This window comes from Corynebacterium maris DSM 45190 (genome assembly GCF_000442645.1).
Taxonomy (GTDB): Bacteria; Actinomycetota; Actinomycetes; order Mycobacteriales; family Mycobacteriaceae; genus Corynebacterium; species Corynebacterium maris.
Genome location: NC_021915.1, coordinates 144,368 through 158,403, shown reverse-complemented (window position 1 = coordinate 158,403; position 14,036 = coordinate 144,368). Strand labels below are relative to the sequence as shown.

Annotated in this window: 10 protein-coding genes and 2 pseudogenes; 2 read left to right on the top strand and 10 right to left on the bottom strand. The window is 63.4% G+C overall.

Annotated features, from left to right (window positions below; genetic code table 11):
• Positions 1 to 8 precede the first annotated feature (8 nt).
• Entirely contained in the window at positions 9 to 1,118 is a 1,110-nt protein-coding gene (locus tag B841_RS00745; protein WP_020933566.1) for a DUF3322 domain-containing protein, read from the bottom strand.
• 681 nt (positions 1,119 to 1,799) lie between these two features.
• On the opposite strand from B841_RS00745, the pseudogene B841_RS00740 reads away from it, so the two are divergent.
• Positions 1,800 to 2,069, top strand: a pseudogene (locus B841_RS00740) (transposase); the annotation flags it as partial.
• 144 nt (positions 2,070 to 2,213) lie between these two features.
• Positions 2,214 to 3,432: pseudogene (locus B841_RS00735) on the top strand (IS256 family transposase).
• A 711-nt stretch (positions 3,433 to 4,143) separates the two neighbouring features.
• On the opposite strand, the gene B841_RS00730 reads toward B841_RS00735, so the two are convergent.
• The 9 genes from B841_RS00730 to B841_RS00690 all read right to left on the bottom strand — a co-directional run bounded on the left by B841_RS00730 (position 4,144) and on the right by B841_RS00690 (position 14,022).
• Positions 4,144 to 4,926, bottom strand: a complete 783-nt coding sequence (locus B841_RS00730) for a thioesterase family protein (protein WP_020933563.1) — start codon at positions 4,924 to 4,926, stop codon at positions 4,144 to 4,146.
• A gap of 126 nt (positions 4,927 to 5,052) precedes the next feature.
• The gene (locus tag B841_RS00725) at positions 5,053 to 6,261 is read right to left on the bottom strand and encodes an acetyl-CoA C-acetyltransferase (RefSeq protein ID WP_020933562.1); all 1,209 of its coding nucleotides are present in this window, start codon (positions 6,259 to 6,261) and stop codon (positions 5,053 to 5,055) included.
• The gene (locus B841_RS00720) at positions 6,258 to 6,947 is read right to left on the bottom strand and encodes a CoA transferase subunit B (RefSeq protein WP_041631673.1); all 690 of its coding nucleotides are present in this window, start codon (positions 6,945 to 6,947) and stop codon (positions 6,258 to 6,260) included. The genes B841_RS00725 and B841_RS00720 overlap by 4 nt, the downstream gene beginning before the upstream one ends.
• Positions 6,948 to 6,959: 12 nt before the next feature.
• Positions 6,960 to 7,676 carry a CoA transferase subunit A gene (locus tag B841_RS00715; protein WP_020933560.1) on the bottom strand — a complete coding sequence of 239 codons (717 nt, stop codon included), beginning with the start codon at positions 7,674 to 7,676 and terminating at the stop codon, positions 6,960 to 6,962.
• A gap of 5 nt (positions 7,677 to 7,681) precedes the next feature.
• A complete protein-coding gene (locus tag B841_RS00710) occupies positions 7,682 to 9,388 on the bottom strand; it encodes an AMP-binding protein (protein ID WP_020933559.1) in 1,707 nt (568 codons plus the stop codon).
• A gap of 30 nt (positions 9,389 to 9,418) precedes the next feature.
• A complete protein-coding gene (locus B841_RS00705) occupies positions 9,419 to 10,243 on the bottom strand; it encodes an HpcH/HpaI aldolase/citrate lyase family protein (RefSeq protein ID WP_020933558.1) in 825 nt (274 codons plus the stop codon).
• Entirely contained in the window at positions 10,236 to 10,748 is a 513-nt protein-coding gene (locus B841_RS00700; protein ID WP_020933557.1) for a MaoC family dehydratase, read from the bottom strand. The genes B841_RS00705 and B841_RS00700 overlap by 8 nt, the downstream gene beginning before the upstream one ends.
• Positions 10,749 to 10,763: 15 nt before the next feature.
• Positions 10,764 to 11,939, bottom strand: coding sequence for an acyl-CoA dehydrogenase family protein (locus B841_RS00695; protein WP_020933556.1), 1,176 nt, complete (start codon positions 11,937 to 11,939; stop codon positions 10,764 to 10,766).
• Positions 11,940 to 11,988: 49 nt separating this feature from the next.
• Positions 11,989 to 14,022, bottom strand: a complete 2,034-nt coding sequence (locus B841_RS00690; protein ID WP_020933555.1) for an acetyl-CoA carboxylase biotin carboxylase subunit — start codon at positions 14,020 to 14,022, stop codon at positions 11,989 to 11,991.
• Between the last annotated feature and the right edge of the window lie 14 nt (positions 14,023 to 14,036).

The following is a 14,036-nucleotide window of genomic DNA, read 5'->3' as shown; positions in this document are numbered from 1 at the left end:
CTCCCCCGCTACTGCATCGTGGCGGTCAGCTGCTCGACGACGTGGTCGAACACGATGCGCTCCTGCTCGATACGTAGACAGCCCGTGCCGGAGCGCTCCCGCAGCAGCTCCAGCGCCCGGTCCTCATCATCGGTCAGCCGGGCCGGCGCAAACGCGGTGGCGGTCGGCTCCTCCACCGCCAACTCCAGATGCAGGCGCGCCGTCTCCGAGTCCATGAGCACGGAGCGCACCCCGGGCAACGGGCCCCGGATGCGGTCGAGGATCCGGAAACCGTGGGAGTCGAGGTCGCCCCAGTAGAAGACGCGGCGCTGCGCCAGCCACGGCAGCGCCGCCACGAGCTCATCCGCCCGGTAGCCCTCGCCCCAGACGGCGAAGGCGCCCGGAATTTCCGGCAGGGCGAGGAACGTGGTGTGGTTTTCCACGATGAGCACCTGCTCGAACGCGGGGTTCGCGCCGGCGGCGTCATCGATCTCCAGGCAGAGGCGGCGGGCGTTGCGGATCTTCACTTCCGGATCGAGGCTGAGCAGCTCCACCAACGGCGGCTTGGTGCGAAACGGCAGCTGCCCCACCACCGCCTCCACCACTGGTCGATGTTGCTCAATCCATTTGGTGTCCACGCCGATCACCGGGATTTGGCGGATGTAGTACTGGCTGACGTCGTGGGTGCGCAGCCACCGCACCACCGCGATGAAGCGCTCCGCCGTGACCTCGTCCCACGCCCGCCAACGGAACAACTGGGTCAGCAACGGTGCGCGGACGTCCTCCCCGAGGGCTGCCGTGAGCTGCGTCAGCCGGGTCGAAGCCAGCCGCCAATCGGCGTGTCTGCCCGCCGCCCGGGCGATCTCCTCCGGTGAGTGCAGAACGATGCGGGTCGGCACGTCATACGTCCCGAGATACCCCAGGCGCTTGGTGACACGCTCGACCTCACCAGGGCCGTTCCAGTGCGCCCATTCCCGCAGCCACTCTCCGACGGCTTCCCCGTTGTCTGCTTCCGCCTGCCTGATCGTGGGCGGGCTCAACGAGACGGTCAGCGGGGTGAAGTCACCGCCGAGCCAGGCACGCACGTTACGGTCGTAGTTTGTGCGCGCCCGGGATTTCACGTCATCCGGCGTTTTCATTGGCTGTCTCCTCGGAGGTCAGGTGGCTGGTCCACCAATGTAGTGCCGAGCAGCCTGGGGAGATTTCCTGCGGTGTTCGAATCATGTGGAGGCCCAAATTTTATAGCAGGCACTCCTCGCCATATGGAGGCCACCACAGCACCACCCAAAGTTATGTGAAGTTGTTTCATATTGCCTCCCGCACTGCAGCTTGTCTCTCGTTTTCGCAGATCACGCGTTAAAAACAAGTTGTTTCGAGTTGTTTGGAGTTATTTGAGACCGTTTAAGAACGATTCACGAAGGTCAAGCTCGAGGGAGCGGCCCTCAATGCGCGAAGAAAATCCGCTTCCTTAGGTCCTCAGCGTTGGACGGACATCCGCCCGCCTTGGAGAAAGTGATGGCAGGCGCAGCACAACCTGTGGCGGGAAACATCAGAGGGCGCGGCCATCTCTATCCCCAGCGCCCCTGTGCCCACGTCCTACCCGAGACGTCCCGGAAGATCGCGGGGTTGACCAGCTGCGTGGCCAGATGAAGACGTCATCAAACTTCGCCGGCGCGGATCCTCGTTGCCGTGCTTTCTTCGGGTAGAGCTTCTCCCACCCAGGAGGACACTGAAACCCCTGCTTATAGGCAGGTAGTCCACGCTCTAGTAGTGCTTTGTTAGCTCTTGTGGGGCGGGGCGGGTGGTCGTAACGTCAGATTATGGACCCGAAAACCACCCGCACCCCCGCTGACCTCGCAGATTTCGTCGCCGAGGTCTTCGCCTCCCTGCCCCGCACAGACCAACGCATCACCAGCAGCTACTACCTCCAAGGACTGATGTTGGAGGGCCGGCGAAAATCCACGCAACCCATGGCCGAACGCCTCGGCATCGATCACCAACGACTCCAGCAGTTCGTCTCCACCTCGCCGTGGACAGTCGAACCCGTCCGCCAGGTGCTGGCCACCGAGGCCATCAACCTGATCCACCCCGGTGGAGTCCGTTAGCGTGGTATAGGTGTAACTGCCGGTAGCCGACCCTCATGAACAACATGAGGCGACCACCCAAGTCACCTTTCGAATCCGTAACCACACTTCCTCGAAAGGGAAACCACGGTCGCCGCTGGCCCCCATTCTATCGACCCGACCACCTACCTCGACGAACTACTCTCCCAAGCCTCGCCAGATCTCATGCGTGAGATGTTGCAGAAGTTCATCAACCAGATCCTCTCGACCCAAGCCGACCAGGTGTGTGGCGCGAAGTCACGCCACCGTCAGCGATGCGCGCACCAATCAGCGCAACGGCTACCGCCACCGCGACTTCGACACCCGCGTCGGCACCGTCGACGTCGCCATCCCGAAACTACACACCGGCTCGTTCTTCCCGGACTGGCTGCTGGAACGCCGAACTCGTACCGAACGCGCCCTGACCACCGTGATCGCCACCTGCTACCTGAAAGGCGTCTCCACCCGGCGTATGAACGACCTAGTCGCCTCGTTGGGCATTACCAACCTGTCGAAGTCGCAGGTCTCCGAGATGGCCAAAGAACTGGATTCCATGGTCGAAGACTTCCGTACCCGACCCCTGGATACCGGCCCCTACCTCTATGTTTCCTGTGACGCGTTGACGATGAAGGTGCGTGAAGGCGGACGGGTCGTCAAAACCTCCGTGTGGCTTACCACCGGCGTCAACGCCGAAGGCTACCGCAAGTTGTTGGGCATGCAGGTCGCCACGAGCGAGTCAGCCGCCTCCTGGACCGGGTTCTTTAGGGACCTCAAGGCCCACGGCCTGAATCAGGTGTACCTGGTCACCAGCGACGCGCACTTAGGGATCCAGCACGCCATCGGGGAAGTCCTGCCGAACGCGTCCTGGCAGCGGTGTCGCACGCATTTCGCCGAGAACCTCTCCGGGCTGGTGCCCAAGAGCCAGTGGCCGACGCTATCGGCGATGTTCCAGACGATCTTCCAGCAGCCCGATGCGACATCGGTGTGGAACCAGGCCCAAGAAGTGGTGTCGTTCTGCGAGCAGAAGTTCCCCCATGTGGCCGACTACCTGGAAGAAGCCCTGGATGAACTACTGGCGTATACTCACGCACCCAAGGCCGTGTGGACGAAGGTCTGGTCGAATAACCCCACTGAGCGACTCAATCGGGAGATCCGCCGGCGCACGGATGTCGTGGGCATCTTCCCCAACCGCGATGCCGTCGTCCGCCTGGTCGGCGCGGTGCTGGCGGAGCAGCACGATGATTGGATTCAGCAGAAGCGCTACATGTCGCTGACGAGTCTGGAGCAGACCAAGGCGATGATGAACGCCAACGTCATCGACGCCGGGGACGCCGCTCAGGAGGTCGCATGAGCCAGTCCCAGCATCGGGCTCGTGCCGGTCCCTGACACCGTCACACTGCCTGTTTTATCGAAAGGGCAGATACACCACTCCAAAGGACTTGACCGAGGATCACCTCCGGTTGACCACCCAGGTCATCAACCTCGCCCGAACCGTGGCAATGGGACGCCACTCCTCCAACCGGGAAGTTGTCGCCAGCCATCATCGCGCGAGCACTCCTACCGCGCTCGACAGGCCATCCTCGAGGGATGGGATGAGACGGCCCTTCACGCCCACCAAGGTGGCGTCCCCACGCCGGGGAGCAACCCGGGTTATGGTGAAAACTGGCAGAGACACCAACGCCACAACCCCTTGAGGTTGTGGCGTTGGTGTCACTGTTGGGTTTGTGGGAATTTGGATCAGACTGTCCACTCTTCAAGGAATTCGTTGCGCAATGAAGATGCTCTACCACGGGAGCAAGGGGTATCAAGCGACGGTTTAAGACGTGCCAGGGGGAATGAGCGCAGTCCGGCGTGGTGAGCGCGTACCCCTCCTCGTTACACCGGAGGCCGCCTTATTTTCCAGCTTCCGCGCCTGCCCCCGCTCCTATTTTCGCCACAGGACTTAACGCCAGGTGCCCGCGCACTCTGCGGAAGTAGTCGTCCAGGATCACCGTCAACTATGCGTGAACAGGTGCGCTGAACCAGGGTTTCGGGGGCAGTGTCCTGTTCGTCGGATGGCCCGTCACATTTTCCGGATCGTTAGGCTCTGTTCTGCCCGGCCGACAGGCCCGTCCTCGTCATGGAGTGTCGAACTCGTCACGCCAACCCCGGAGTCACCCCAGTAAACGGTGGTGTCCAGGCCGGTCCAGGTTCCCGATGGGCGGCGGAACAGGTGCACTGTCAAGTCCACGTTGGGGAACATCCACTGCTCCGGCCGCTGACGCGGGGCGATGCCGTTGGCGGTGTCGATCCGCGCGCAGAACTCAGCGATGTCGATGGGATCCTCATCCTTTACGAGCCGGTTGGGTGAGGTCAACCAGGTTGCACCCCGGCCAGGTCTGAGTTCGCTGGCCTGACGTGCCTCCAGCTGCGCGATGTAACCGCCGCCCCACATCTCAGTGAGATCCCGGGCCGGACAATCCCCAGGGTCTGGCAGGGGGGCGATCTCCAGTCCCGCGACGTCCGCCGTACCCATCTTGACGAGATACCAGGACCGGGCGGTGATCACCGCGCGGCCGTTAATTGACGCCGTCGCCTGCACTAGTTCAATCGTCCGTCCCGGCCGGGGCACCTCAATAGCGATCTCCACCTCCGCGAAAGGAAGTCGGCCTAAGATGTCGAAGGAGACCCGGGAAAGCTGCAGGTCTACGTTCTTGTCACCCGCCCGGAACTGCTCAATGGCATGGACCAGCAGGCCGGCCACCGGGCTGAAATGGTAATCTTCCTCCGACCAGGCGCCGATGGCGTGCGGGGTAGGTGCGAATGTTGTCGGACCGGTGCGGATGAAATACGAATCAGGGGTCATAGGTTCCTCTCGGATAAGGGCCCCGTGGCAGGATATGTCGGATTTTACCGGTTGCCCTGCTGCGGGGCTTGAGCTGTTCTTTCTGCCCGGAAAATGGCTCTCGATCAGTGCTCTCGTCAGGCCGCCCTAGCTGCGGTACAGCAGGAGGGCGTCGCCTTGGCCGCCACCACCACACAAGCTGACTCCCACGCGACCGATGCCCCGACGAGACAACTCCATCGCCGCGGTGAGCACTAGTCGGGCCCCAGAAGCTCCGATCGGGTGCCCCAGGGCGATGGCTCCACCGTTGATATTGCACTTTTCCAGCGGGTAGTCCAAGTCCCGGAGGGATTTCACCGCGACCGCGCCAAAGGCCTCGTTGATCTCGATGAAGTCGAGCTCATCTGCTTCCCAACCGGCCCGGCTAAGTGCGTGGTTCAAGGAGGCGGCCGGCTGGGAGTGCAGAGAGTTGTCTGGGCCAGCCGTTTGACCTGCCGCACCGACCACAGCCAGGTGATCTAGTGCGCGTTCCTCCGCCCATGAGCGGCGGGCGAGCACCACTGCGCTGGCACCGTCGGAGATCGGCGAGGCATTGCCGGCGGTGATGGTACCGCCGTTTTGGGTGAAGGCCGGGCGTAGTCTGCTCAGGGATTCGGCGGTGGTGTCGGGGCGGATACCCTGGTCGGTGTCGACCACCAGCGGATCGCCCTTGCGTTGCGGAATCTCCAGCGGGGCAATTTCCGCGGCGAAGACACCCTCCTGCTGTGCCCGGGCGGCGCGTTGGTGCGAGGTCGCCGCGATCTCGTCCTGGTCTGCCCGTGAGATGCCCAGATCCCCCATCGGCTCCTCGGTCAGGGTTCCCATAGAGCAACCGTCGAATGCGTCGGAGAGTCCGTCGGACTCCAGGCTGTCTGTCAACTTCAGCCCGCCGTAAGCTTTGCCCTGGCGGACTCCGTCGGCAATGTGCGGGGCATTCGTCATCGACTCCTGACCGCCGGCGACCACGACATCCGCCTCACCGAGTCGGACCATGCGGGTGCCGTGGATGATGGCGTCCAGGCCGGACAGGCACACCTTATTCACGGTCTCCGCTGGCACGCTCCACGGCAGGCCGGCGTTGATCGCGGCCTGCCGAGCGGGGTTCTGCCCGGTGCCAGCCTGTATGACCTGGCCGAGAACGACTTGGTCGATGTCCTCCGCCTTGATGCCTGCGCGCTGCACGGCGTGTCTGATCACATGGGCGCCGAGGTCGACGGCACTAAGTTGAGCGAGGTCGCCAAGCATCTTGCCCTGGGGTGTACGGGCACCGGCGAGGATGACGACGTCATCGGCTCGGGGTGTAGGAAGACTACTCATGGTTTGTCATACTCCGTTTCATTCAGCTCGACCGTGTAGTTGGCCTCGGTGGTCTTCTCAATGTCCATCAGCGTCACACCTGGTGCGATCTTGCGCAGGATGAGTTGGTTGTCACCGACGTCGAAGCTCCCGAGGTCGGTGATAATGCGGTTGACAACGCCGGTACCGGTTAGCGGCAGGTCACATTTCTGTCTGAGCTTGGGTTGCCCGTCCTTGGTGATGTGTTCGGTGAGGACGACCACGCGCGGGGTGCCGGCGACGAGGTCCATCGCCCCACCCATGCCCTTGACCATCTTGCCGGGGATCATCCAGTTGGCCAGGTCGCCGTTCTGGGAGACCTGCATCGCGCCGAGGACGGCCATTTTGACTTTGCCGCCGCGGATCATCCCGAAGCTGGTGGCGGAGTCGAAGGTCGCGGCGCCCTCCTGCAGGGTGACGGTCTGCTTGCCGGCGTTGATCAGGTCAGCGTCCTCCTCCCCCTCATACGGGAAGGGGCCCATGCCGAGGATGCCGTTCTCGCTCTGGAGGATGACGTTGACCCCGTCGGGGAGGTTGTTGGCCACCAGGGTGGGAATACCGATGCCGAGGTTGACATAGTCGCCGTCGGAGAGTTCGTGGGCGGCCTCAGCTGCCATCTCATCACGGCTCCAGCCCCTGCGGGTGGTGGCTTTGTCTGCAATTGTCATGTCGGTCTCCTTTCAGACCTCCACCACTGCCGCATGCCTGGGGCGGGTGGTGCGCTGTTCGATGGGTTTGTCGTGGTCGTCGGCGGACACGAGGTGGTCGATGTGGACGCCGGGGGTCATCACCAGGTCGGGGTCGATTCCACCGATCGGGAGGATCTCTTCGCACTGGGCGATGGTGACCTGTCCTGATTCGGCGCACATCGGGTTGAAGTTGCGTGCGGTGCGGCGATAAATGAGGTTGCCACCGACGTCACCACGCCAGGCGTGGACTAGGGCGACGTCGGCGACGATGCCACGTTCTTGCACGTAGATCTGTCCATCGAATTCGGCGGTGGGCTTGCCCTCCGCCACGAGGGTGCCCACTCCGGTGGCGGTGTAGAAGGCGGGGATGCCGGCACCGCCGGCGCGCAACCGTTCCGCCAGGGTGCCCTGGGGATTGAACTCGACCTCGAGCTCCCCGGCGAGGTACTGCCGGGCGAACTCACGGTTCTCGCCCACGTAACTGGCCAGCACCTTGCGGACTTGGCCGTTCTCAAGCAGGACGCCGAGTCCTTGACCGTCAACGCCCATGTTGTTGCTGACGATCGTCAGATTTCGGCGCCCGACGTCACGTAATGCCTCAATGAGCCGGAAAGGCACGCCGCACAGGCCGAAACCGCCGACGGCGATAGTCATGCCGTCCTGGATCGTCTCTGCGATGAGGTCGTGGAGAGTGTCGTTGTTGGTCATCGCTCTTACACCCACCCCAGGGCCTTGGGCGCCATTTCACGCAGTTCGACCTTGCGAACCTTGCCGGATACGGTCATCGGATAGGAATCCACGATGTGGACGTAGCGCGGCAGCTTCTGCCGGGAGATCTTCCCCTGCCCGAATTCGACGATCTCCTCAGTTGTGAGGTCATCGACCCCGTCTTTGAGGATGATCCAGGCCATGATCTCCTCTCCGTACTTGTCGTCGGGGACACCAATGACCTGAACGTCGAGCACATCCGGATGGGTGAAGAGGAATTCCTCGATCTCGCGGGGGTAGATATTCTCACCGCCCCGGATCAACATGTCCTTGATCCTGCCCGTAACCGAGAGGTAACCGTCCTCGTCTAAAACTCCCAGATCACCTGTGCGCATCCAGCCATCCGCGTCGAGAACCTCGGCAGTTTTCTCCTCGTGCTCCCAGTATCCTTTCATCACGGCGTAACCACGCACCAGGATCTCGCCCTGTTCGCCGAAAGGGACGGTCTCTCCGGTGGCCTCATCCACAAGCTTGGCCTCCAGGTGCGGCATGATCTGCCCGACGGTGTTGACCCGCTTGTCCAGTGGATCGTCCTGACGGGTCTGGAAGGACACCGGGGAGAGCTCGGTCATGCCGTAACAGATGGAGATACCGCTCATGTTGAAGGTCTCCATCACATCCCGCATGGTCTTCGACGGGCACGAGGTGCCTGCCATGACGCCGGTGCGCAGAGTAGACAGCTGGTAGGGGCTGCCGTACTCAACGTGGTCTTCGGCTTCCTCGAGTGCCTTGAGAAACATCGTCGGCACCCCGTAGAGGGAGGTCGCCTTCGCCACCTGCACCGCTTTGAGGGTCTCCCGAGGCTTGAAGGAAGGCGCCGGGATGATCATGCAGGCGCCGTGGGTGAAGGTGGCCATTGTGCCGATGACCATGCCGAAGCAATGGAAGAACGGCACCGGGGTGCAGACCCGGTCAGTCTCGTCGTATTCGAGCAACTCACCGATGAAGAAACCGTTGTTGAGAATATTGCGGTGGGTCAACGTCGCGCCCTTGGGGAAACCGGTGGTACCCGAGGTTAACTGGATGTTCACCGGATCATCTGGGTGCAGATCCGCGGTGTAGTCGGAAAGATCATCGATCTCCCCATGCATGGCGTCGTACCAGTCGGGCGAACCGAAGTAGATGACCCGGTTGAGCTGGGAACCGCGCTGCTTCGCAGCCTCGTTGAGCATGGTGCGATAATCGGAGTCCTTGAATCGCTGAGCGGCGAAGACCATCTTCACACCGGCTTTCTCCAGCACGTAGTTCAGCTCGAACTGCCGGTAGGCCGGGTTGATGTTGACCAGGATCAGGCCGAGGTGGTGGCAGGCCCACTGCACGACGAGCCACTCCCACCGGTTGGTCGACCAGATGCCGATGCGGTCCCCCTTGCGGTAGCCTTTTCGGATAAAAGCGCTGGCGAGACGAAGTACACGGTTGTAAAACCGCTCGTAGGTGAAGGACACGTCAGCATAGACATCGACGATGCAGTCACGCGAGGGATGTCGCTCCACGACCGAACGCAACATCTGGCCGAGGGTCTCCTCCCTGATTGGGGCGGCACCCTCGCTCACTCCGGTGCCGATGACGTGGGAGAGCTGGGTCCCGTCCGGGGCGACCGCCACGGAACCGTAAGAGGTGCGGCGGGTCTCGAGTTGAATGGTAGAGCTCATCAGATTTCCTTCTTTCGGATGCTGGGAGTGTCAGGAGCCGACGCGGCTGACGATGGCCTGCGCCTGGCGAAAGAGCGGTTCATCGACCATGCGGCCTTCGAAGCTGAACGCACCGCGGTCGAGTTCGGCGGCCTTGAGCAGTCGGCGAGCGAAGTCGAGTTCCTCGTCCGAGGGTTGGTAGGCGGTGCGGATGACCGGGACCTGAGACGGGTGGATGCAGCAGGTGCCAGCGAATCCGAGCGCCGCGGCATCCTCCGTCTCGATGCGCAACCCCTCTAGGTCGGAGATATCCACATACACCGAGTCGAGGGCGGCGCAACCGTGGGCGGCGGCGGCCAGTTGCACCTGGGAACGGGCATGAAGGGCGAAATGACGGTAGCGTCCATCCGCGCGGCGAGAGGAGGTGCCTCCGAGCCCAGCGACTAGGTCCTCGGCTCCCCAGAACATCGCGACCACGCCGTCGGCGGCGGCAGTTTCCTCCGCGCGCAATACCCCGAGCGGGGTCTCGGCCAGCGCGATAACCTGGGCGTCGGGCACCATTACCCGCACCGCTGCGACATCGCTGGCGCCCTCGGTCTTGGCCAGCATCACCTGACGGAATCTGCTGGCGGCCACCGCCTCGAGGTCGGCGACGATATCGGGGGTGGAGGCCGGGTTCACCCGCACGATGACCCGTGCCGGATCAAGGGCGCAGTCCGCGACCGCGCGGCGGGCCTGCGCCCGGTTCTCCGGACGGCAACCGTCCTCCAAGTCAAGGATGACCATATCGGCACGGTCGGCGGCCTTGACGAATCGGTCGGGCCGATCGGCTGGGGCGAACAGGAGCGCGGGACCGGCGGGGATCCAATCAACCATCACTACCCCTCCCCGGTCGGCACTGCACCATGGTGGCGCGTACGGCCCGGCAGACGACATCGCCGTGCTGGTTGCGGCCGATGTGCTCGAGTTCGACCACACCCTGGCCCGGGCGGGACCGGGAGAGCCGCTTGCCGGTGCACACGGTCTCTGCGTACAAGGTGTCACCGTGGAACATCGGTGTCGGGAAGGAGACCTCGGTGAAGCCGAGGTTGGCGACGATGGTGCCCAGGGTCAGTTGGGAGACGGATAACCCGACCACTGTGGAGAGGGTCCACATGGAGTTGACCAGGCGCTGACCTCCAAAGCCCGCCTGTTCCGAGGACCAGTGGGTGTCCAGGTGTAGCGGCTGGGTGTTCATGGTCAGTGTGGTGAAGACGACGTCGTCGGTCTCGGTGACGGTGCGGCCCGGACGGTGCAGGTAGCGCACACCTTCCTCAAATTCCTCGAACCAGAGCCCGCGTTGGGTGATCACACGCGTGTTCATGTCAGTTGCTTTGGTCATGGTGGTCTTCCTCTCCTATAAACCCAGCTCGCGGGCGATGAGCATCAGCTGAACCTCGGAGGTGCCCTCACCGATCTCCAGAATTTTGGAGTCGCGGTAGTGGCGTGCCACGCGGTATTCGTTCATGTAGCCATAACCACCGTGGATCTGGGTGGCGTCCCTGGCGTTGTCCATCGCTGCCTCGGAGGAGATCAGTTTCGCAATGTAGGCGTCCTTGCGGTAGTCCAGGCCCTTGACCATCTTGGCGGCGGCGGCCTGCCATGCTAGGCGGGAGGTGTGGACCCGGGCTTCCATGCGGGCAATCTTGAAGGAGATCGCCTGGTACTCGGAGATGGCCCGGCCCATGGAGGTGCGCTCCTTGGCATAGCGGACGGATTCGTCAACGCAGCCCTGCGCGGCTCCCGTGGCCAGCGCAGCGATAGCGACGCGGCCCTCCGCGAGGATGGACAGGAAGTTGGCGAAACCGCGGCCCTGCTCGCCGAGGAGGTTCCCCTGGGGCACCCGGGCATCGGACAGAGTCAGCGGGTGGGTATCGGAAGCGTTCCAGCCGACCTTGTCGTAGGCCGGCTCCACTGTGAAGCCCGGGGTGTCGTTGGGCACGATGATCGCCGAGATTTCCTTCCTGCCGTCCTTCTCACCGGTCACCGCGGTAACAGTGACCAGGGAGGTGATGTCGGTGCCGGAGTTGGTGATGAACTGCTTGGAACCGTTGAGCACCCAATCACCGCCATCCTCGATGGCGCTGGTGCGGGTGGCTCCGGCGTCGGAACCTGCACCAGGCTCGGTCAAGCCAAAACCGGCCAGCCGGGTGCCGGCGGTCAGGTCGGGCAGCCAGGTGGCCTTCTGCTCGTCGTTTCCGAAGTGGAAGATGGGCATCGCGCCCAGGCCCACGCCGGCCTCGAGGGTGATGGCCACGGACTGGTCGACGCGCGCCAACTCCTCGAGGGCGATGCCGAAGGAGAGGTAGTCACCGCCCATGCCCCCGACCTCTTCGGGGAAAGGCAGGCCGAACAGGCCCAGCTCCCCCATCTGGGCAACGACCTCGTAAGGGAAGGAGTGCTCCCGGTCATGCTTAGCGGACACGGGATCGACTACCTCGTTGGCGAATTCACGGACCACCGCTTGAAGCTCGCGGTACTCCTCGGGCAGGTCGGTGATATTGATATCAGCCTTGGTCAGGGTGTTCGACATGATGGTTCTTCCTTTGCGGATCGGTGTGTGGGATGAGTAGGGATGGGAGTTAGGCGGGGGCGATGGTAGCCAGCGGTTTGTTCGCAGGTACCTGGCCACCGGTGCTGCAGTGGAAGGTGACCGCGCCGTCCTCGGCGGCACGCAGGACATGCTCCATCTTCATGGCCTCGACCACGAGGACGGGGTCACCAGCGCGGACCAAGGCGCCGTCCTCAACGGACAAGGCGATGACGGTGCCGGGCATTGGGGATGACAGGGAGCCGTCCCTACCGCCGTCACTGTTAGCCTCCGAGGGGACCACCTGTTCGCAGCGCAGGATCCAAGTTCCCTCACCGGATGAGGCGACGATTTCGGTTAACGCGCCGTCACCGGTGGCGGTGATCCGCCAGCGGTGGGTCAACCCGTCGACGGTAATTCGCCAGAAGTCCCCATCGCGGTGCACAGCCGCCGTGACGGTCCGGGCGAGGCGACGGGCGTCGTCGTCTTCAGTGAAACCGGCGACCACGTCGTGAATGGTGACCTGGGCCGATGAGGGGGATCCGATGAGGGAAACCAAGGTGGAGTCCCCCTCCCAGGCCAACCGCACGCGCTGCGGGGCAGGGCTACCGAGTCTCCAGGCATCGGGAATGTCCCAGGCGGAACCCGGCTCATCGGGCCAGCGGCCCGCCAGCCACACCATGGTGGCGGCAATCAAGGCGTCATCGGGCACCTCGGAGGGGAGGTAATCGTTGACGACCCGGTCAAGCAACCCGGTGTCGAGGTCACCGGCGACCACCTCGGGCATATTGATGAGGTAGCGGCAGAAGTCGGTGTTGACACCGACCCCGGCTACGACGGTGTTGGCCAGGGCCCGGTCCAACCGGGTTAGGGCCTCCGCGCGGTCAGCACCGTGGGCGATGACCTTCATCAGCATCGGGTCGTAGAGGGAGGTGACCTCGGAGCCATCAGCGATACCGCTGTCGACCCGAACACCAGGGCCTGTGGGTTCGACGACCCGGGAGATGCGGCCACCGGTGGGCAGGAATCCATTGGCGGGATCCTCGGCGTAGATACGTGCCTCGATTGCATGGCCGGTGAAAGTGACCTCGGCCTGAGTAAGGGGTAGTTTGTCCCCGCGGGCGATGGCCAGCTGGAGGGCCACCAGGTCCAGACCGGTGATCTCCTCCGTCACGGGGTGTTCCACCTGCAGGCGGGTGTTCATCTCCATGAAATAGAAGTGGTCGGGTCGAGCTGCCGGGACGATGAACTCCACAGTTCCGGCACCAACGTAGCCGACGGAACGGGCGGCGTCGCAGGCTGCAGTCCCGATGGCCTGCCTGGTCTCCTCATCGAGTAGGGGGCTCGGAGCCTCCTCGATGACCTTCTGGTGACGGCGTTGAAGGGAGCACTCGCGCTCCCCGAGGTGGATGATGTTGCCGTGTGAATCGGCGAGAATCTGCACCTCAATGTGGCGGGGAGTATCCACAAAGTGTTCGAGGAATAGCGCGTCGTCGCCGAAGGAACTTGCCGCTTCGCGACGTGCCGTGGCCAGGGCCGCCGGTAGTCTGGCCGGTTCCTCCACCCGGTGCATGCCCTTTCCACCGCCACCTGCGGAGGGTTTGATCAGCACGGGGAAACCGATGTCAGGCGCCGCGGCGATGATGTCCTCGTCCGTGAGGCCGGGGCGTGAGATGCCGGGGACGGTAGGTACCCCTCGCGCTTCTACGGCGGCGCGGGCCGAGATTTTGTCTCCCATCGTCTCGATGGCCGAGGCCGGGGGGCCCATGAAGATGATGCCAGCGTCCTTACACGCCTTCGAGAATGCGGCGTTTTCGGAAAGAAAACCGTAACCGGGGTGGATGGCCTGCGCTCCACTACGGCGCGCGGCGTCAATAATCCGGTCGATGAGCAGATAGGACTCACGTGCCGGGGAGGCCCCGATGTGAACAGCCACGTCAGCGTCGCGAACGTGGAGGGCATCGGCGTCCGCGTCGGAGTAGACGGCGACGGAACGCACCCCCTCGTCCCTAAGGGTCCGGATGATTCGGCGGGCGATCTCGCCGCGGTTAGCCACCAGCACCGTGGTGATCTGTGTTGTCGTCATGATTGTCTTCTTTC

What these genes read in the sequence shown, in the direction of transcription:
- B841_RS00715 (WP_020933560.1), bottom strand. Translation starts at nt 7,676, where the DNA reads ATGACCAACAACGACACTCTCCACGACCTCATCGCAGAGACGATCCAG.
- B841_RS00690 (WP_020933555.1), bottom strand. Translation starts at nt 14,022, where the DNA reads ATGACGACAACACAGATCACCACGGTGCTGGTGGCTAACCGCGGCGAG.
- B841_RS00720 (WP_041631673.1), bottom strand. Translation starts at nt 6,947, where the DNA reads ATGACAATTGCAGACAAAGCCACCACCCGCAGGGGCTGGAGCCGTGAT.
- B841_RS00700 (WP_020933557.1), bottom strand. Translation starts at nt 10,748, where the DNA reads ATGACCAAAGCAACTGACATGAACACGCGTGTGATCACCCAACGCGGG.
- B841_RS00725 (WP_020933562.1), bottom strand. Translation starts at nt 6,261, where the DNA reads ATGAGTAGTCTTCCTACACCCCGAGCCGATGACGTCGTCATCCTCGCC.
- B841_RS00745 (WP_020933566.1), bottom strand. Translation starts at nt 1,118, where the DNA reads ATGAAAACGCCGGATGACGTGAAATCCCGGGCGCGCACAAACTACGAC.
- B841_RS00730 (WP_020933563.1), bottom strand. Translation starts at nt 4,926, where the DNA reads ATGACCCCTGATTCGTATTTCATCCGCACCGGTCCGACAACATTCGCA.
- B841_RS00705 (WP_020933558.1), bottom strand. Translation starts at nt 10,243, where the DNA reads ATGGTTGATTGGATCCCCGCCGGTCCCGCGCTCCTGTTCGCCCCAGCC.
- B841_RS00695 (WP_020933556.1), bottom strand. Translation starts at nt 11,939, where the DNA reads ATGTCGAACACCCTGACCAAGGCTGATATCAATATCACCGACCTGCCC.
- B841_RS00710 (WP_020933559.1), bottom strand. Translation starts at nt 9,388, where the DNA reads ATGAGCTCTACCATTCAACTCGAGACCCGCCGCACCTCTTACGGTTCC.